The organism is Serratia sp. CY56464 (genome assembly GCF_052168435.1).
Classification (GTDB): domain Bacteria; phylum Pseudomonadota; class Gammaproteobacteria; order Enterobacterales; family Enterobacteriaceae; genus Serratia; species Serratia marcescens.
On the sequence record NZ_JBJNMV010000001.1, the window covers coordinates 2,755,833 to 2,771,611 of the forward strand.

Consider the following 15,779-nt stretch of genomic DNA (forward strand, 5'->3'; position numbering starts at 1 on the left):
TCACCGGTTACGGCATAAGGCGGTTCGTCATCCCGCCTTATGCCCGTATGGCTTTCAATATCCGTTAGCGAGCAGGAACCACCTGGATGGTGCTATTTTCATAGCGAACACTAAACCCAGCACCGAATAGCCGGGCGGCAGGCTCAAGACCTTTACTTCGTTTATCCCGCGACAACAGCGTCACCGATATCCCGTAAGACTTCCCGCCTTCGAATTTATAGTTATCGTCGGGAATGCACGTAGCCGCGGTGACCGCAGGCATCTCGTTATCCGCGAAGTGCTTGCCGAAGATAGCATTGGCGTTGCCGATTTCTTCGATAATGACGCCGGCCAAGCGTTCGTCCCCTTCAGGTTGAACCCGCACACAAACGTGGTTATCAACGACAGTGACGTTGGCCGCGTAGTTTTTTGGCCTCGGATCGTTCATGTGCATGCAGCCGACGAGCAACAAAGTTAGCGTTCCAGCCAAAATAATGCGGTTCATCCTGTTACCTCTGCTTAAGAAACTGAGAAAGCGCATATTCGTATTTTCTGGCGATCGTTTTATCCGTTACGCCCTGAAAATTCACGCCATTGTTAATCGCACCCAGCCAGATAGTGTAACCATACTTCTTCAGGAACCAATAATCAGCGATGATTGAAGCCTGCTGTTCCATGGAGTAGTTATGCAACAGCTGTTTACCATCGAGTCGATATTTGTATTCAGCAGCCCAACTCAATAACCCTCGGGTTCTCACCCACATGCCTTTTTGGTGCTGCCAGACATGGCTCATTTCGTGGATAAATACATGCTGGAAACCTGCAGCGGCCGTGGAAAAATCAGCCTTATATAAGGCTTGTCTAAACCAGACTTCTCCGTTGGGTGCCATCGCCGTTCTGTTGGCTTGCAGCCCAAACGGCAGATAGCTATCGCAGTGAACAAACACTTTTTCATAGAAAACTGACCTGCCAAACACGGAACGGGCCAAATTAATTTCACCCACCGTTAACCCCCGTTTTATCCCTTCTTGTTGTTGTCCCATCCTGGAACTCCCTAAATCCAAAAGAAACCTAATGAGACGACATTTTAACCAATCAAGTCAACAAACTAACCTAATGATAAATATCAGGAATATCCGAATAATTCTAAAATGAGAGATGTATCAACCTTACGATTTAATCCTGAGCAAGATTAAAGATTACGATGGGCGTTTTAGCGATTTCGTTAAATCAAAAGAAGTCTGGTTCTGGCAGGTGATATGAAACGAATAGCAGCAATTATTGCCGGTGCGATAATAGGTATCGGCCTCATGCTCCTGGCTTTTCCCTTTCTCTCAGACTGGATTATTGGCCACGTTGAGGGCGAGGATCAGATGTCGGCTAACTTCGAGTTGCTGGCGATTGACCTAGTGTTATGCTGTTTCATGGACGGTGTACTCGGCAACCTGGCCTATTCAAAATCAAATAACGCCCCCAAATAAAAAAACCCGGCCAGGGCCGGGCTTTCACTTCGCTACAGAATGCGGTGCTTTTCCAACTGCTCGCGCCGCTGCGCCGCTTTGGCTTCGCGCTTTTTGCGCGCATCGCACGGCTCCGGGCAGTCGCAGACTTTCTCCATGCCCAGCGCGGTGATGCCGCCGCAGCTGCCCTGCAGGCTTTTGCGTTTGAACACATAGCCCAGCGACATGCCGCCGACGATCAGCAGAAACAACACGAAGGTAGCGGCGAATACCGTCAACATAGCAACCTCACGAACGCTTTTTCAGATAGGGCTTGAACGCGTCTGAATAACGCTCCTCAAAGCCGTCGGCGGTTTTCACGATCATGAACACCGGGATGCCGAGCAGGTTGGCCAGCGCCATGCCGCGCTCCGGCCCCATCACGTTCAGGCCGGTGGACAGGCCGTCGGCGGTCATGCAGGTCGGGCTCAGCACGGTGATCGACACCAGCCGATGATGGATCGGGCGCCCGGTGATCGGATCGATGGTGTGCGAATAGCGCACCCCGTCCTGCTCGAAGTAGTTGCGATAGTCACCCGAGGTGGCGATCGACATCTCCCCCGGTTGGATCACCAGCTGCGCCTGCTGCTGCGCGCCGGCGGTCGGGCGCTCGATGGCGATGCGCCACGGCTTTTGCTCGCCGTTGCGCCCGCGGGTGCGAACTTCACCGCCGATATCCACCATGTAGTCTTTCACGTGTTGCGATTGCAGATACTCCGCCACCACGTCCACGCCATACCCTTTGGCGATCGACGACAGATCGACGTACAGCTCAGGGATGCTTTTCACCAGCGCGCTGCCCTGCACCGCCAGTTTATCGGCGCCGGTCCAGGCGCGGCGGTGCGCCAGCTCCGCCTCGCTCGGCACCTTATCCGGCCGCCCTTCCGGGCCGAAGCCCCACAGGTTGACCAGCGGCCCGACGGTCACGTCCAGCGCGCCATCGGTGACGCGATTGATGCGCAGCGCTTCGCGCACCACTTCGGCGGTGGCCGGCGAAACCGGGAACGGCCGGTCAATGTCGCGGCTGGCGTTGAAGCGGCTGAGCTCGGAATCCGGCCGGTAGGTGGACATCTGATCGTTCACCTGTTCCAGCCGTTTGTCGATCTCCGCCTGCATCTCGCGCGCCGACGGCGTATTGTCGCCGGCCACGTAACGGATCGAATACGAGGTGCCCATGGTTTTACCCGTCAGATCCACCTGTTCCGGCCCGCAGCCGGTCAGCAGCAGGGTGGCGCTCAGCGCCACGCCCGTCAGCCAGTTCTTCGTCGCCAATGCGCGCAATTTAGCCACCAAAGTCATCCAGCATGATGTTTTCGTCTTCGACGCCCAGATCTTTGAGCATCTTGATCACCGCGGCGTTCATCATCGGCGGCCCGCACATGTAAAACTCGCAGTCTTCCGGCGCTGGGTGGTTCTTCAGGTAGTTCTCCAGCAGAACATTATGGATAAAGCCGGTGTAGCCGGTCCAGTTATCTTCCGGCTGCGGATCCGACAGCGCCACGTGCCAGGTGAAGTTTTCGTTCTCCGCCTGCAGCTGGTTGAAATCGTCTTCATAGAACATCTCGCGCAGCGAACGCGCGCCGTACCAGAAAGTGATCTTGCGCTTCGAGTTCAGACGCTTGAGCTGATCGAAGATGTGCGAGCGCATCGGCGCCATGCCTGCGCCGCCGCCGATGAAGATCATTTCGGCGTCGGTGTCCTTGGCGAAGAACTCGCCGAACGGCCCGGAGATGGTCACCTTGTCGCCCGGCTTCAGCGACCAGATATAGGAAGACATGATGCCCGGCGGCACGTCCGGATTGTTCGGCGGCGGCGTGGCGATACGCACGTTGAGCATGATGATGCCCTTTTCTTCCGGGTAGTTGGCCATCGAGTAGGCGCGCACCGTGGTGTCGTTCACCGTCGAGCGGTAGCGGAACAGGTTGAACTTGTCCCAGTCGCCGCGATACTCCTGCGGCACGTCGAAGTCAGCGTAGCTGATGTCGTGCGCCGGCGCTTCGATCTGGATGAAGCCGCCCGCGCGGAACGGCACGTCTTCGCCATCGGGGATCTTCAGCTTCAGCTCTTTGATAAAGGTCGCTTTGTTATCGTTGGAGATAACCTCGCACTCCCATTTCTTCACGCCGAAGATCTCTTCCGGCAGTTCGATCTTCAGGTTCTGCTTCACGTTCACCTGGCACGCCAGGCGACAACCCTCTTTCGCTTCGCGCTTGTTGATGTGCGAGAGCTCGGTCGGCAGGATATCGCCGCCGCCCTCTTTGATCACCACCCGGCACTGGCCGCAGGAACCGCCGCCGCCACAGGCCGAGGAGACGAAAATCCCCTGGCTGGAGAGCATGTTGAGCAGCTTGTCGCCCGCCGGCGCATGGAAGCTCTTATCCAGATCGCCGTTGATTTCCACCGCGATGTCGCCGGTATTCACCAGCTTCGACTTGGCGAACAGGATCAGCAACACCAGCACCATCACGATGGCGGTGAACATTGCTACGCCTAAAATAATTTCCATAAATTCTTCCCGCCTTTACAACTGAACACCGGAGAAGGACATGAAGCCCAGCGCCATCAGTCCGGTGGTGATAAAGGTAATGCCCAGGCCGCGCAGCCCTGCCGGCACGTTGGCATACTTGAGTTTTTCGCGGATCCCCGCCATGGCGACGATCGCCAGCATCCAGCCGGTGCCGGAACCAAAGCCGTACACCACCGATTCGGCGAAGTTGTAGTCGCGCTGCACCATGAAGGACACGCCGCCGAAGATGGCGCAGTTCACGGTGATGAGCGGCAGGAAGATGCCGAGCGCGTTATACAGCGACGGGAAGAAACGATCGAGGATCATCTCCAGAATCTGCACCAGCGCCGCAATCACGCCGATGAAGGTGATGAAGTTGAGGAAGCTCAGATCGACGCCTTCCACCAGCGCGCCGTCGCGCAGGATCAGGTTGTAGACCAGGTTGTTCACCGGCACCGAAATGCCGAGCACGATGGTCACCGCGATGCCCAGGCCAAAGGCGGTCGAGACCTTCTTCGACACCGCCAGGAAGGTGCACATCCCGAGGAAGAACGCCAGCGCCATGTTCTCAACGAACACCGCGCGCACAAACAGGCTGATATAGTGTTCCATCGGCCTTTACTCCTTTTCGATCTGCGCCGGCTTCAGGGTGCGCAGCACCCAGATCAGCAGGCCGATGATGAAGAACGCGCTCGGCGCCAGCAGGAACAGGCCGTTCGGCTGATACCAGCCGCCGTTCTGCACCGTTTCCAGCACCGGCACGCCGAACAGCTTGCCGGAGCCGATCAGCTCGCGCAGGAAACCGACCAGCACCAGGATCACCCCGTAACCCAGCCCGTTGCCGATGCCGTCCATAAAGCTCTCGATCGGCGGCGACTTCATGGCGTAGGCCTCGGCGCGCCCCATCACGATGCAGTTGGTGATGATCAGGCCGACGAACACCGACAGCTGCTTGGAGATCTCAAACGCATAGGCGCGCAACAGCTGATCGACCACGATCACCAGCGAGGCGATGATCGCCATCTGCACGATGATGCGCACGCTGTTGGGAATATGATGACGGATCAGCGAGATGAAGAAGCTGGAGAACGCGGTCACCAGCGTCACCGCAATGGTCATCACCACCGCCGTCTCCAGCTTGGTGGTCACCGCCAGCGCCGAACAGACGCCCAGCACCTGCAGGGCGATCGGGTTATTGTCGAACAGCGGCCCCAGCAGGACCCGCTTTATCTCTTTGGAATCAGCCATTTTTCAGCGCTCCTTCACGAACTTTTTTCAGGAACGGGCCGAAGCCGTGCTCGCCCAACCAGAAATCAAACGTATGCTGTACGCCGTTGGAGGTCAGCGTGGCGCCGGACAGGCCGTCCACACCATGCACATCCCCCTGACGCGCGCCGCCTTTCACCACGCGGATCGCCGGCTGGCCATTGTCGTCGAACAGCTGCTTGCCGACCCACTGCTGGCGCCAGGACGGGTTCTCGACCTCCCCGCCCAGCCCCGGGGTTTCCCCCTGGTCGTAGTAGGTGATGCCCTTGACCGTGTTGCCGTCATTATCCAGCGCCACGAAGGCGTACATCATCGACCACAGACCGGTGCCGTATACCGGCAGCACAATCTTGTTCACCTGGCCGCTTTCATCGCGCACCAGGTAGATTTCCGCCAGGTTGCTGCGGCGCTTGATGCCGGCCGGATCGTCGCCCGCCGCCAGCGCCACGCTTTTGGCGTCGTCGCGCAGCGCGGCGCCCAGATCGAACGCCGCCGCCTTGCCGGCGACAAACTCGCCGCTGTTCAGATCCACCAGGCGCGGTTCGATGCGCTCGCTGTACAGGCGCTTGACCTGCTCGCTCTCCATTTTCGGCTGCAACAGGCCGGCTACGTCGAGAATATTGCGCTGCTTGTCGAGCAGCTTTTGCTCCTGCTGTTTGGACTTCAGGCCGACGGCGGAGCCCGCCACCACCACTGAACACACCAGACACAGCAGCAGCACTACCAGCAGCGTTTTACCGATGCCGTCGTTTTTCGCTTCATTCGCCACGGGCTTTTCTCCGCTTGATGTTGGCCTGCACCACCAGGTAATCGAACAGCGGTGCGAACAGGTTGGCGAACAGGATCGCCAGCATCATGCCTTCCGGATAGGCGGGGTTGACTACCCTAATCAGCACGCACATCACGCCAATCAGAATGCCGTACCACCATTTCCCCTTATTGGTGAAGGAGGCGGAAACCGGGTCGGTCGCCATAAAGATCATGCCGAAGGCGAAGCCGCCCAGCACCAGATGCCAGTACCACGGCATGGCGAACATCGGGTTGGTGTCCGAACCGATGGCGTTGAACAACAGGGCGGAAGCCACCATGCCGAGCATTACGCCGGCGACGATGCGCCAGGAGGCCACGCGGCCGAACAGGATAATCGCCCCGCCGATCAGGATCATCAGCGTGGACACCTCACCGATCGAGCCGGGAATGTTGCCGAGGAAAGCGTCCAGCCAGCTGATGGACTGGCCGGTGGCCACGTTGCTCAGGCTGTGCGCCCCGCCCGCGCTCCACTGCGCCAGCGGCGTCGCGCCGGAGAAACCGTCCGCGGAGGTCCACACCAAATCGCCGGAGATCTGCGCCGGGTAGGCGAAGAACAGGAAGGCGCGGCCGGCCAGCGCCGGGTTGAGGAAGTTGCGCCCGGTGCCGCCGAAGATCTCTTTGGCCACCACCACGCCGAAGGTGATGCCCAGCGCGGCCTGCCACAGCGGCAGGGTCGGCGGCACGATCAGCGCGAACAGGATGGACGTGACGAAGAAGCCTTCGTTGACCTCATGCTTGCGGATAATGGCGAACAGCACTTCCCAGAAGCCGCCGACGACGAACACCACGGCGTAGATCGGCAGGAAGTAACAGGCGCCCAGCACCATCTTGCTGACCCAGCCGGCGTCGGCCGCCAGCGAGGCGCCGAGCCACTGCGCCAGGCGATAATGCCAGTCGCCCGCCAGCACCTGTTGCAGCGCGTCGCCGCTGTACAGATGGTGCAGCGCCGGGATTGCCTGCTGGCCGACGTTGTACATGCCCCAGAACATCGCCGGGAACACCGCCAGCCACACCAGGATCATCATGCGTTTCAAATCGATGGCGTCGCGCACGTGCGAAGCGCCGCGCGTCACCGTGCCGGGGGTGTAAAACACCGTAGTGGTCGCTTCATACAGCGGGTACCACTTTTCCAGTTTGCCGCCCGGCGTGAAGTGATGCTCTATCTTCTCGAAATAATTCTTCAGGCCCATCGGTTATCCTTCCTGCTCAATCTTGGTCAGCACCTCGCGCAGCACCGGCGCGTACTCATACTTGCCGGGGCAAACGAAGGTGCACAGCGCCAGATCTTCCTCATCCAGTTCCAGGCAGCCCAGCGCTTGCGCGCTGTCGCTGTCGCCCGCCAGCAAATCGCGCAGCAGCAGCGTCGGCAAAATATCCAGCGGCATCACCCGCTCATAGTTGCCGATCGGCACCATGGCGCGCTCGCCGCCGTTAGTGGTGGTTGAGAAAGCGAACAGTTTGTTCTTCAGGAAGTGGCCCAGCGTGGTGCGGGTAATGGAGAATTTGTTCGGCGAGGGCACGATCCAACCGAACAGCTCTTTGTCGCGCCCTTCCTCCAACACCGACACCTGCGAGTGGAAGCGGCCGAGCCAGGCGTTCGGCCCGGCGGCGTGCATGCCGTTCAGCACCGAACCGGAGATCACCCGATTCTCGCCGCCTTTCAGGCGGCCGGCGGTCAGCTCATCGAGGCTGGCCCCCAGGCGGGTGCGTAGCAGCGCCGGCTGCGCCACCTGCGGCCCGGCCAGCGCCACCACACGGCGGGTATCGAGCTTGCCGGTGGTGAACAGCGTGCCGATGGCGATGACATCCTGGTAACCGATGTGCCAAACGATTTTCTTCAGGCTGACCGGTTCAAGGAAATGAATGTGGGTGCCCGCCAGCCCGGCGGGATGCGGGCCGGCGAATTCGCTGTAGGCGATCTGCGAGCCGCTTTGCTGCCCAACCGAGGCGCCGGCGGCGTGGCATACGTGTACCTTGCCCGCCGTTAGGCGCGCCAACACCACCAGCCCGGCGTTAAACGCCGCCTGCTGTTCGGCGATGATCACCTGCGGGTCGGCGGCCAACGGCTGGGTATCCATCGCGGTGACGAAAATGGCGCGCGGCTCGCTGCCGGGGCTCGGCGTTTTGCTGAACGGACGGGTGCGCAGCGCGGTCCACAGGCCGCTGGCGATCAGTTCGCTTTCGACCTGTTCACGCGGCAGCTGGCTCAGTTCACCCAGCGGGTAGTGCGCAAACTCGAGCTGATCGTCGCCGCCGTTTTCCAGCGCAATCACCACCGATTGCAATACGCGCCGCTCGCCGCGGTTAATCGCGGCGATGCGGCCGCTGGCGGGTGCCGTGAAGAAAACCCCGGGGTTTTTCTTATCTTCGAACAACGCCTGGCCTTTCTTAACGGTATCGCCTTCCTGCACCAGCATGGAGGGGCGCATTCCGACATACTCTTCCCCAAGCAGGGCGACATGCTGAATGTTCGGGCCATCTTGGATCGCCTGAACCGGAACCCCGGCTATCGGCAGATCTAACCCTTTTCTGATCTTAATCATAGGATTTATACGATGTAGTTTGGTTTACACGTCTGCCCGGCCCCAGAGGCGGGTGCGGACGATGCCAGGATTGCCGGGCAGTGCGCACGACGGCACGCCCAACATGAACTTTCTCGCAGTGAATATATGGGGTAACGCGCATTCCCTTGATTCCCCCCTCTCCGTTATTTGCGTGACAATCGATGTGTTAACGGCCTGTAGCCAAATAACCACCGAAACGGCCGGGTTATATGCCATAACCCCCGCCGCTTCAATCGCCACCGCGCGTTAAATTGAAGAGAGAATATTAACATTGTTCGCAACATTGTTCTGCGTTCCGTCGTGACTTGGGTCAAGCAAACGCAATTAAATTTCGCCTGTTTTTCACTACTTATCGTTAAAATCTGCCGGTCATTTCACTTTTATCGAGCTTTGTCGTTTTTTTATACATATCACGTATTGCTAAAAATAAACGCGCTGGTAATCTGGCGGTGTTTTGCAGCAGTAAAAACAATAATCAGTGGCATGCTGGCCAGGTTGATTACGCCGGCAGATAAATATAAGCAGGAATTATAATGAGCAAAATCGCGCTGTTGTTTGCGATGCTTGTTTCTATGCCGATGATCACGGCCTGCAGCGCCAGCGAGCAGGTACCCGAAGCGCCGGTAGTTAAACAGCAATTATTGGGTTCGCCGGTCTATATTCAGATCTTCAAAGAGGAACGCAAGCTGGAATTGTATGCCAGAATGGGCAATGAATTCCGCCTGGTCAACACGTTCCCGATCTGTAATTTCTCCGGCGGGCTGGGTCCTAAACGTCGTGAAGGCGACTTTAAAAGTCCTGAAGGCTTTTATAGCGTTGACGCGCGCCATCTGAAACCCGACAGCAAGTATTATCGGGCGATCAATATCGGTTTCCCTAACGATTACGATAAGTCGCAGGGCTATTCCGGCGCTTATCTGATGATCCACGGCGAATGTAAATCGATCGGCTGTTACGCGATGACCAACACCTATATGGATGAGATCTATCGCTACGTCGAAGCCGCCTTCGCCTATGGCCAAAGCCGCGTCGACATCAGCATCTACCCGTTCCGCATGACCGAACAGAACCTGAAACGCCATGCGTCATCCAGCTATATCGCCTTCTGGCGCCAGCTGAAGCCGGGCTATGATTACTTCGCGAAGAACCGCCAACCGCCGACAATGGGCGTGGTCAATGGCCAGTACGTCTTGGGTCAACCGCTGATGAGCAGCGGCGGCATGATGACGCAGTACGCGTCAGCCAGCCCGACGCCCAACACCAACCCCTTCGCTCAGAACAAGCCGCTCACCGAAGTGAAATAACGCGAACTCGCCTGGCTCAATCTTGTGCCAGGTTTCGTTAGCGGTCAGCGGTTGGGTGGCGATCACCGTGACCACATCGTTCGGTGTGGTCTGTTGCTGAAAATCAATCTCCACGTCCTGATCAAGCAGCGTCGCCTTGCCGAACGGCGCGCGGCGCGTAATCCAATACAGGTTGGTGGAGCAATACGCCATCACGAAGCGCCCGTCCGACAACAGCATATTGAATACCCCTTTCTTGCGCAGTTGGCTCGCCAACAGGCCAATGTAGCGGAATACCGCCGGCCACTGGCTCGGGGTGCGCGGATATTTCAGCGCCAGCTGGTGCAGCAGCCAGCAGAAGGCATATTCGCTGTCAGTCTGGCCGACCGGGCGGAACGTGCCGGTATCCAACTGACGATAGCCTTTCAATTGGCCGTTGTGCGCGTAGGTCCAGTTGCGGCCCCACAGTTCGCGGGTGAACGGATGGGTGTTTTCCAACGCCACTTCGCCGCGGTTGGCCTGGCGAATATGGGACACCACCGCGCAAGACTTGATCGGGTAGTCCTGCACCAGGCGGGCGATCGGCGAGTTGAAGCTCGGCTGCGGATCCTTGAATGTGCGGCAGCCGTTCCCTTCATAGAAGGTAATGCCCCAGCCATCCTTATGCGGCCCGGTGCGGCCGCCGCGCTGTACCAGGCCGGTAAAGCTGAAGCAGATATCGGTCGGTACGTTTGCGCTCATCCCGAGCAGTTCACACATCGCCAGCACTCCTTAACCACACTGACACAGACTGTGCGGGCACGGCATACATGCGGCGCCCGCAGTCTTATTCATGGGGAGCCGCAGCCCCCCGAAGGCTATTACGCCTTAACCATCTCTTTTTCGATCAGCTGAATCAAGATGTGAATCGCTTTAATGTGGATTTCCTGAATGCGATCGGCGTAACCGAAGTGCGGCACGCGAATTTCCACATCGGCGGAACCCGCCATCTTGCCGCCGTCCTTGCCGGTCAGGGTGATCACTTTCATCCCCTTGGCACGCGCCGCATCGATAGCCTTGATGATGTTGCCGGAGTTGCCGGAGGTGGAAATGCCCAGCAGCACGTCGCCTTCGCGGCCCACCGCTTCCACATAGCGCGAGAACACATACTCATAGCCGAAGTCGTTGCTGACGCAGGACAGGTGGCTCACGTCCGAGATGGCAATCGCCGGGTAGCCCGGGCGGTTTTCGCGGTAGCGGCCGGTCAGCTCTTCGGCGAAATGCATCGCGTCGCAATGGGAACCGCCGTTGCCGCAGGAAATCACTTTACCGCCGGCTTTGAAGGAATCCGCCAGCAGCACCGCCGCGCGTTGGATGGCGTCGATGTTGGCGTCGTCATTGATAAATTTCGCCAGGGTATCAGCCGCTTCGTTCAGTTCACTGCGAATAAGGTCGTGGTACATGAGGAACCTCTTGTTATCGTCAAATCTTCCGCTCCGCAGTGTACCGGATCGCGGAAACAGCGAGAAGCATTCTCGGCCAAACAGCGCGCCGGTTAAGGAAGCGGAGAGGTTTTTGATGATTGGTGCTGTCAGTTTGTGACCTGAGTTGTAATTAAACTGTAAACGCATTGATAAAAATTCTGCCTTGTACTAAAACCTATTACATACACACAACAGGTCAGACCTCTTACTACTTCGGAGCTTCTTATGATGGTTCTTAGTATCGTCGTTTTCCTGGCTCTCCTCGGCGTGGTGTTCTACCACCGAGTGAACCTTACCCTCAGCAGCCTGATCCTGGTGGCGTACACCGCCGTCATGGGCGCTATCGGCCTGTGGAGCTTCTGGCTGTTGCTGCCGCTGGCGATCGTGCTGCTGCCGCTGAACCTTTCCTCTGTGCGCCGTTCCCTGCTCTCCGCGCCGGCGCTGCGCGCCTTCCGCAAGGTGATGCCGCCGATGTCCACCACCGAGAAGGAAGCGATCGACGCCGGCACCACTTGGTGGGAAGGCGATCTGTTCCGCGGGGCGCCGGACTGGAACAAGCTGCACAGCTACCCGAAACCGCGCCTGACGGAAGAAGAGCAGGCGTTTATCGACGGCCCGGTGGAAGAAGCCTGCCGCATGGCCAACGACTTCCAGATCACCCACGAACTGGCCGATCTGCCGCCAGAACTCTGGGCGTACCTGAAAGAACACCGTTTCTTCGCGATGATCATCAAGAAAGAGTACGGCGGTCTGGAATTCTCCCCTTACGCTCAGGCGATGGTGCTGCAAAAACTGGCCGGCGTTTCCGGCATCCTGGCGATCACCGTCGGCGTACCGAACTCCCTCGGCCCGGGCGAACTGCTGCAGCACTACGGCACCGAAGAACAGAAAAACCACTATCTGCCGGGCCTGGCGCGCGGCGACGAAATCCCATGCTTCGCGCTGACCAGCCCGGAAGCGGGTTCCGATGCCGGCGCGATCCCGGACGTCGGCACCGTGTGCATGGGCGAATGGCAAGGCAAGCAGGTGCTGGGCATGCGCCTGACCTGGAACAAGCGCTACATCACGTTGGCGCCGGTCGCCACCGTACTGGGCCTGGCGTTCAAACTGCATGACCCGAACCGCCTGCTGAGCGACAACGAATCCCCGGGCATCACCTGTGCGCTGATCCCGACCAGCACCCCGGGCGTGGAAATCGGCAACCGCCACTTCCCGCTGAACGTGCCGTTCCAGAACGGCCCGACCCGCGGCACCGACGTGTTCGTGCCGATCGATTACATCATCGGCGGGCCGAAAATGGCCGGCCAAGGCTGGCGCATGCTGGTTGAGTGCCTGTCGGTCGGTCGCGGCATCACCCTGCCGTCCAACTCCACCGGCAGCCTGAAATCCATCGCCCTGGCGACCGGCGCCTACGCGCACATTCGCCGTCAGTTCAAGATCTCCATCGGCAAGATGGAAGGGATCGAGGAACCGTTGGCGCGCATCGCCGGCAACACCTATGTGATGGACGCCGCCGCTTCGCTGATCACCTATGCGCTGGTGCAGGGCGAGAAGCCGGCCGTGCTGTCGGCCATCGTCAAATACCACTGCACGCACCGCGGCCAGCAGTCGATCGTTGACGCCATGGATATCGCCGGCGGTAAAGGCATCATGCTGGGCGAATCCAACTTCCTGGCTCGCGCTTATCAGGGGGCACCGATCGCCATCACGGTGGAAGGCGCGAACATCCTGACCCGCACCATGATGATCTTCGGTCAGGGCGCGATCCGCTGCCATCCTTATGTGCTGGATGAAATGGCGGCGGCGCAGAACAACGATCTGAACGCCTTCGATAAATCGCTGTTCGGCCACCTGGGCCACGTCGGCAGCAACAAGGTACGCAGCTTCTGGCTGGGCCTGACCAACGGCCGCACCAGCGCCACGCCAACCAAGGACGCGACCCGTCGTTACTATCAGCAGCTGAACCGCCTGAGCGCCAACCTGGCGCTGCTGTCGGACGTTTCCATGGGCGTGCTGGGCGGCAGCCTGAAGCGCCGTGAGCGCATCTCCGCTCGCCTGGGGGATATCCTCAGCCAGATGTATTTGGCTTCCGCCGTGCTGAAACGCTTTGACGACGAAGGCCGTCAGAAAGAAGATCTGCCGCTGGTGCATTGGGGCGTGCAAGACAGCCTGCATAAAGCCGAACAGGCGCTGGATGATCTGCTGCGCAACTTCCCGAACCGCTTTATCGCCGGCGCGCTGCGCTTCGTGGTCTTCCCGTTCGGCCGCGTGCATACTGCGCCGTCCGATCGCCTGGATCATCAGTTGGCCAAGATCCTGCAGGTGCCTTCCGCCACCCGCAGCCGTCTGGGGCGCGGCCAGTACCTGACGCCGAGCGAGCATAACCCAATCGGCCTGCTGGAAGCGGCGCTGGCCGACGTGATGGCCGCCGAGCCGATTCACGAACGTCTGTGCAAGGCGGCCGGCAAAAACCTGCCGTTCACCCGTCTGGATCGTTTGGCGGAGCGCGCGCTGGAAGAAGGCAAGATCAGCGCCGACGAAGCGAAGATCCTGGTGAAAGCCGAAGAGAGCCGCCTGCGCTCCATCAACGTGGACGACTTTGCGCCGGATGCGCTGGCGGCCGCCAAGCCGGAAAAGCCGGCGGCGCAGTCTAAGCGCCAGCAGCAGACCGAAGCGGCTTAACGCCAATTCCCACTCCACGCATCCAAGGGGCGATCATCATCGCCCCTTTTTTCTTTTGCTTTCAGGACAAACTGCGCACCACGCCGCAGGTTGGCGCAACGGCGGATTTCACGGGAAGGAAGTTCGGGTAGACTGCGCGGCGGGTGCTCTGGATCTTTCTGTCCGGAGCCTTGGCAAAGGAGAGAAAGAGAAAGGCCCCGAGTCGATATTATCAACCCGAGGCCACTCTGATGCCTAGCAACATCAGGTTAGCCTCTTACCCGCCGCAAGGCAAGGATAGGGAGGTCAAAAATGCAGCAAAAACGGGTCGTACTTAAACTGGTGATCGTCTGTATGACGCTGCTCGCGTTCATCTGGCTAACCCGCGGTTCGCTGTGCGAACTGCGCATCAGGTTGGGAGACTCGGAGGTTGCGGCCACTTTGGCTTACGAATCCGGACGGTAAGGCAACCCAACGGCGGGGTTCGCCCCGCCCGTTGGCTGATGGTGTCAGGCAGGATCCACGAGCACCCGCCTTTTCAGCCCTGCTGACGAATGCGCGCCAACAGCGCGTCGATATGCTCGATCTGCGGCGCATTGACGATCAGCGTGCGCCCCAATCCCAGGGCGTGACGCTGACAGTCGAGGCGCATGTCGGCGTCGGCGATGCTGTCCAGATCGGCGACGTGCGCCAGGCCGATGGTGCGCCGAATCAGTTCGGTGCCGCAGTATCCTATCGCGTCGCTCCAGACCTGCTGCAGGAACTGCTCGGCGTAACCCGGCGTCGCCAGCGCCGCATCGCGGCTTTGCTGATGGCACAGCGCCAGAAAGCGATCGGCAAAGATCAGCCACAGCTCGCGCACATCCTGCAGCCGCTGCTCGCGCCCGGCAGCGGCGTCGCGCGGCCCGAACAGCCCCGGCTGGCCGCAATAGTTGAGCAGCAGGTTGCCTAACGCAGTGCCGACATCGAAACCGATCGGGCCGTAGAAACCGAATTCGGCGTCGATCGCTTTCAATCGCCCTTCCGCCACGAAGATCGAACCGCTGTGGATATCCCCGTGCAACAGCGCCTCCGCCTTGCTGAGGAAGCGATGTTTCAGGCCGGCGACCGCCAACTTCAGCGGCGCATCCTCGCGCAGCGCCTGCACCTGCGGCAACAGCGCCGCCTCGAACTGATTGCGCTCATGGTCGATATAGGGATCGGTAAAGAACAGATCTTCGGTGATCTGGCACAGTTCGGGGTTGGTGAAACGGCTGACTTCCGCCTTTTTCTGCTGCGCCGACTGATAAAAATCGGAGGTGTGAAACAGCGTCTGCGCCAGGTATTCCGCCAGCTGCCCGGCCGCCAGCGGATGATAGTTCCCCTGCACCAGTTCACTGCGCCAGATGCGATGATCGGAGAGATCTTCCTGCACCATCACCGCCAACTCGGGATCGTGATGCAAGACTTTTACCGTATGCCGCGGGCAGAAACCGCCGTGGACCAGCAGCGTTTCCGCTTCGATGCGCGCCCGATCCAACGTCAGCGGCCAGGATTCGCCCACGCAGCGCACGTAGGGCAGCGCCTGTTTGACGATCACCCGGCTCACACCTTCACGATCGCGGATCTTGAACACCAGGTTCAGGTTGCCGTCACCGATTTCGTCGGCGCTCACCAGCGCCTGCGGTTCGGCCACCTGCCCGTATTGGCGGGCATATTCAACGGCATCGGCAGCCGTAAACGTACGATAAAGCGACATTCCCCAACCC

17 protein-coding genes are annotated in these 15,779 nt (G+C 59.4%); 4 read left to right on the forward strand and 13 right to left on the reverse strand.

Annotated elements, in window-relative coordinates; genetic code table 11:
- Window positions 1-64 precede the first annotated feature (64 nt).
- Window positions 65-484, reverse strand: coding sequence for a putative T6SS immunity periplasmic lipoprotein (locus ACJ8KE_RS13455; protein ID WP_016928983.1), 420 nt, complete (start codon window positions 482-484; stop codon window positions 65-67).
- A gap of 4 nt (window positions 485-488) precedes the next feature.
- On the reverse strand, window positions 489-1,022 hold the full coding sequence (locus ACJ8KE_RS13460) for a hypothetical protein (RefSeq protein WP_016928984.1): 534 nt from the start codon (window positions 1,020-1,022) through the stop codon (window positions 489-491).
- Window positions 1,023-1,238: 216 nt separating this feature from the next.
- Between ACJ8KE_RS13460 and ACJ8KE_RS13465 the strand changes: the two genes are divergently transcribed.
- Window positions 1,239-1,460 (forward strand): hypothetical protein, encoded by a 222-nt coding sequence (locus ACJ8KE_RS13465; protein WP_110146710.1) that lies wholly within the window; start codon window positions 1,239-1,241, stop codon window positions 1,458-1,460.
- Between the two features lie 32 nt (window positions 1,461-1,492).
- Here ACJ8KE_RS13465 and nqrM read toward each other — a convergent pair whose 3' ends face one another.
- From nqrM to ACJ8KE_RS13505, 8 genes are read right to left on the reverse strand one after another with little or no spacing between them, the layout of a single operon-like run.
- Complete coding sequence (nqrM, locus tag ACJ8KE_RS13470) at window positions 1,493-1,720, reverse strand: (Na+)-NQR maturation NqrM (protein WP_016928987.1); 228 nt, start codon at window positions 1,718-1,720, stop codon at window positions 1,493-1,495.
- Window positions 1,721-1,727: 7 nt separating this feature from the next.
- Entirely contained in the window at window positions 1,728-2,777 is a 1,050-nt protein-coding gene (locus ACJ8KE_RS13475) for an FAD:protein FMN transferase (RefSeq protein ID WP_161544416.1), read from the reverse strand.
- Complete coding sequence (gene nqrF, locus ACJ8KE_RS13480) at window positions 2,761-3,984, reverse strand: NADH:ubiquinone reductase (Na(+)-transporting) subunit F (protein ID WP_028127828.1); 1,224 nt, start codon at window positions 3,982-3,984, stop codon at window positions 2,761-2,763. Before nqrF ends, ACJ8KE_RS13475 begins: the two co-directional genes overlap by 17 nt.
- A gap of 15 nt (window positions 3,985-3,999) precedes the next feature.
- The gene (nqrE, locus tag ACJ8KE_RS13485; RefSeq protein ID WP_004930235.1) at window positions 4,000-4,596 is read right to left on the reverse strand and encodes an NADH:ubiquinone reductase (Na(+)-transporting) subunit E; all 597 of its coding nucleotides are present in this window, start codon (window positions 4,594-4,596) and stop codon (window positions 4,000-4,002) included.
- 6 nt (window positions 4,597-4,602) lie between these two features.
- Window positions 4,603-5,232 carry an NADH:ubiquinone reductase (Na(+)-transporting) subunit D gene (locus tag ACJ8KE_RS13490; protein WP_004930232.1) on the reverse strand — a complete coding sequence of 210 codons (630 nt, stop codon included), beginning with the start codon at window positions 5,230-5,232 and terminating at the stop codon, window positions 4,603-4,605.
- A complete protein-coding gene (locus ACJ8KE_RS13495) occupies window positions 5,225-6,019 on the reverse strand; it encodes a Na(+)-translocating NADH-quinone reductase subunit C (RefSeq protein WP_016928990.1) in 795 nt (264 codons plus the stop codon). The genes ACJ8KE_RS13490 and ACJ8KE_RS13495 overlap by 8 nt, the downstream gene beginning before the upstream one ends.
- Window positions 6,009-7,250: an NADH:ubiquinone reductase (Na(+)-transporting) subunit B gene (locus ACJ8KE_RS13500; protein ID WP_016928991.1), complete on the reverse strand. Its 1,242-nt coding sequence runs from the start codon at window positions 7,248-7,250 to the stop codon at window positions 6,009-6,011. Before ACJ8KE_RS13500 ends, ACJ8KE_RS13495 begins: the two co-directional genes overlap by 11 nt.
- Window positions 7,251-7,253: 3 nt before the next feature.
- On the reverse strand, window positions 7,254-8,603 hold the full coding sequence (locus ACJ8KE_RS13505; RefSeq protein ID WP_028128252.1) for a Na(+)-translocating NADH-quinone reductase subunit A: 1,350 nt from the start codon (window positions 8,601-8,603) through the stop codon (window positions 7,254-7,256).
- Between the two features lie 554 nt (window positions 8,604-9,157).
- Here ACJ8KE_RS13505 and dpaA point away from each other — a divergent pair.
- Entirely contained in the window at window positions 9,158-9,928 is a 771-nt protein-coding gene (gene dpaA / locus ACJ8KE_RS13510) for a peptidoglycan meso-diaminopimelic acid protein amidase (protein WP_004930225.1), read from the forward strand.
- Here dpaA and ACJ8KE_RS13515 read toward each other — a convergent pair.
- Both ACJ8KE_RS13515 and lpcA read right to left on the reverse strand, forming a co-directional pair.
- Entirely contained in the window at window positions 9,863-10,666 is an 804-nt protein-coding gene (locus ACJ8KE_RS13515) for a class II glutamine amidotransferase (RefSeq protein WP_004930222.1), read from the reverse strand. The two genes, dpaA and ACJ8KE_RS13515, sit on opposite strands and share 66 nt — an antisense overlap.
- A gap of 101 nt (window positions 10,667-10,767) precedes the next feature.
- Window positions 10,768-11,349, reverse strand: coding sequence for a D-sedoheptulose 7-phosphate isomerase (gene lpcA, locus ACJ8KE_RS13520; RefSeq protein ID WP_004930220.1), 582 nt, complete (start codon window positions 11,347-11,349; stop codon window positions 10,768-10,770).
- Between the two features lie 246 nt (window positions 11,350-11,595).
- On the opposite strand from lpcA, the gene fadE reads away from it, so the two are divergent.
- Together fadE and ACJ8KE_RS13530 are read left to right on the forward strand one after the other, a co-directional pair.
- On the forward strand, window positions 11,596-14,052 hold the full coding sequence (gene fadE / locus ACJ8KE_RS13525) for an acyl-CoA dehydrogenase FadE (protein ID WP_016928993.1): 2,457 nt from the start codon (window positions 11,596-11,598) through the stop codon (window positions 14,050-14,052).
- A gap of 291 nt (window positions 14,053-14,343) precedes the next feature.
- Window positions 14,344-14,496, forward strand: coding sequence for a type I toxin-antitoxin system Hok family toxin (locus ACJ8KE_RS13530; RefSeq protein WP_016928994.1), 153 nt, complete (start codon window positions 14,344-14,346; stop codon window positions 14,494-14,496).
- 73 nt (window positions 14,497-14,569) lie between these two features.
- Here the strand turns inward: ACJ8KE_RS13530 and mtnK are convergent, their stop codons facing one another.
- Window positions 14,570-15,769, reverse strand: coding sequence for an S-methyl-5-thioribose kinase (mtnK, locus tag ACJ8KE_RS13535; RefSeq protein WP_016928995.1), 1,200 nt, complete (start codon window positions 15,767-15,769; stop codon window positions 14,570-14,572).
- Between the last annotated feature and the right edge of the window lie 10 nt (window positions 15,770-15,779).

Excerpts from the sequence above, each read along its gene's own strand:
- ACJ8KE_RS13490 (WP_004930232.1), bottom strand. The coding sequence starts at position 5,232 with ATGGCTGATTCCAAAGAGATAAAGCGGGTCCTGCTGGGGCCGCTGTTC.
- mtnK (WP_016928995.1), bottom strand. The coding sequence starts at position 15,769 with ATGTCGCTTTATCGTACGTTTACGGCTGCCGATGCCGTTGAATATGCC.
- ACJ8KE_RS13505 (WP_028128252.1), bottom strand. The coding sequence starts at position 8,603 with ATGATTAAGATCAGAAAAGGGTTAGATCTGCCGATAGCCGGGGTTCCG.
- ACJ8KE_RS13455 (WP_016928983.1), bottom strand. The coding sequence starts at position 484 with ATGAACCGCATTATTTTGGCTGGAACGCTAACTTTGTTGCTCGTCGGC.
- ACJ8KE_RS13460 (WP_016928984.1), bottom strand. The coding sequence starts at position 1,022 with ATGGGACAACAACAAGAAGGGATAAAACGGGGGTTAACGGTGGGTGAA.
- ACJ8KE_RS13465 (WP_110146710.1), top strand. The coding sequence starts at position 1,239 with ATGAAACGAATAGCAGCAATTATTGCCGGTGCGATAATAGGTATCGGC.
- ACJ8KE_RS13530 (WP_016928994.1), top strand. The coding sequence starts at position 14,344 with ATGCAGCAAAAACGGGTCGTACTTAAACTGGTGATCGTCTGTATGACG.
- nqrF (WP_028127828.1), bottom strand. The coding sequence starts at position 3,984 with ATGGAAATTATTTTAGGCGTAGCAATGTTCACCGCCATCGTGATGGTG.
- fadE (WP_016928993.1), top strand. The coding sequence starts at position 11,596 with ATGATGGTTCTTAGTATCGTCGTTTTCCTGGCTCTCCTCGGCGTGGTG.
- dpaA (WP_004930225.1), top strand. The coding sequence starts at position 9,158 with ATGAGCAAAATCGCGCTGTTGTTTGCGATGCTTGTTTCTATGCCGATG.
- ACJ8KE_RS13475 (WP_161544416.1), bottom strand. The coding sequence starts at position 2,777 with ATGACTTTGGTGGCTAAATTGCGCGCATTGGCGACGAAGAACTGGCTG.
- ACJ8KE_RS13515 (WP_004930222.1), bottom strand. The coding sequence starts at position 10,666 with ATGTGTGAACTGCTCGGGATGAGCGCAAACGTACCGACCGATATCTGC.
- nqrE (WP_004930235.1), bottom strand. The coding sequence starts at position 4,596 with ATGGAACACTATATCAGCCTGTTTGTGCGCGCGGTGTTCGTTGAGAAC.
- lpcA (WP_004930220.1), bottom strand. The coding sequence starts at position 11,349 with ATGTACCACGACCTTATTCGCAGTGAACTGAACGAAGCGGCTGATACC.
- ACJ8KE_RS13500 (WP_016928991.1), bottom strand. The coding sequence starts at position 7,250 with ATGGGCCTGAAGAATTATTTCGAGAAGATAGAGCATCACTTCACGCCG.
- nqrM (WP_016928987.1), bottom strand. The coding sequence starts at position 1,720 with ATGTTGACGGTATTCGCCGCTACCTTCGTGTTGTTTCTGCTGATCGTC.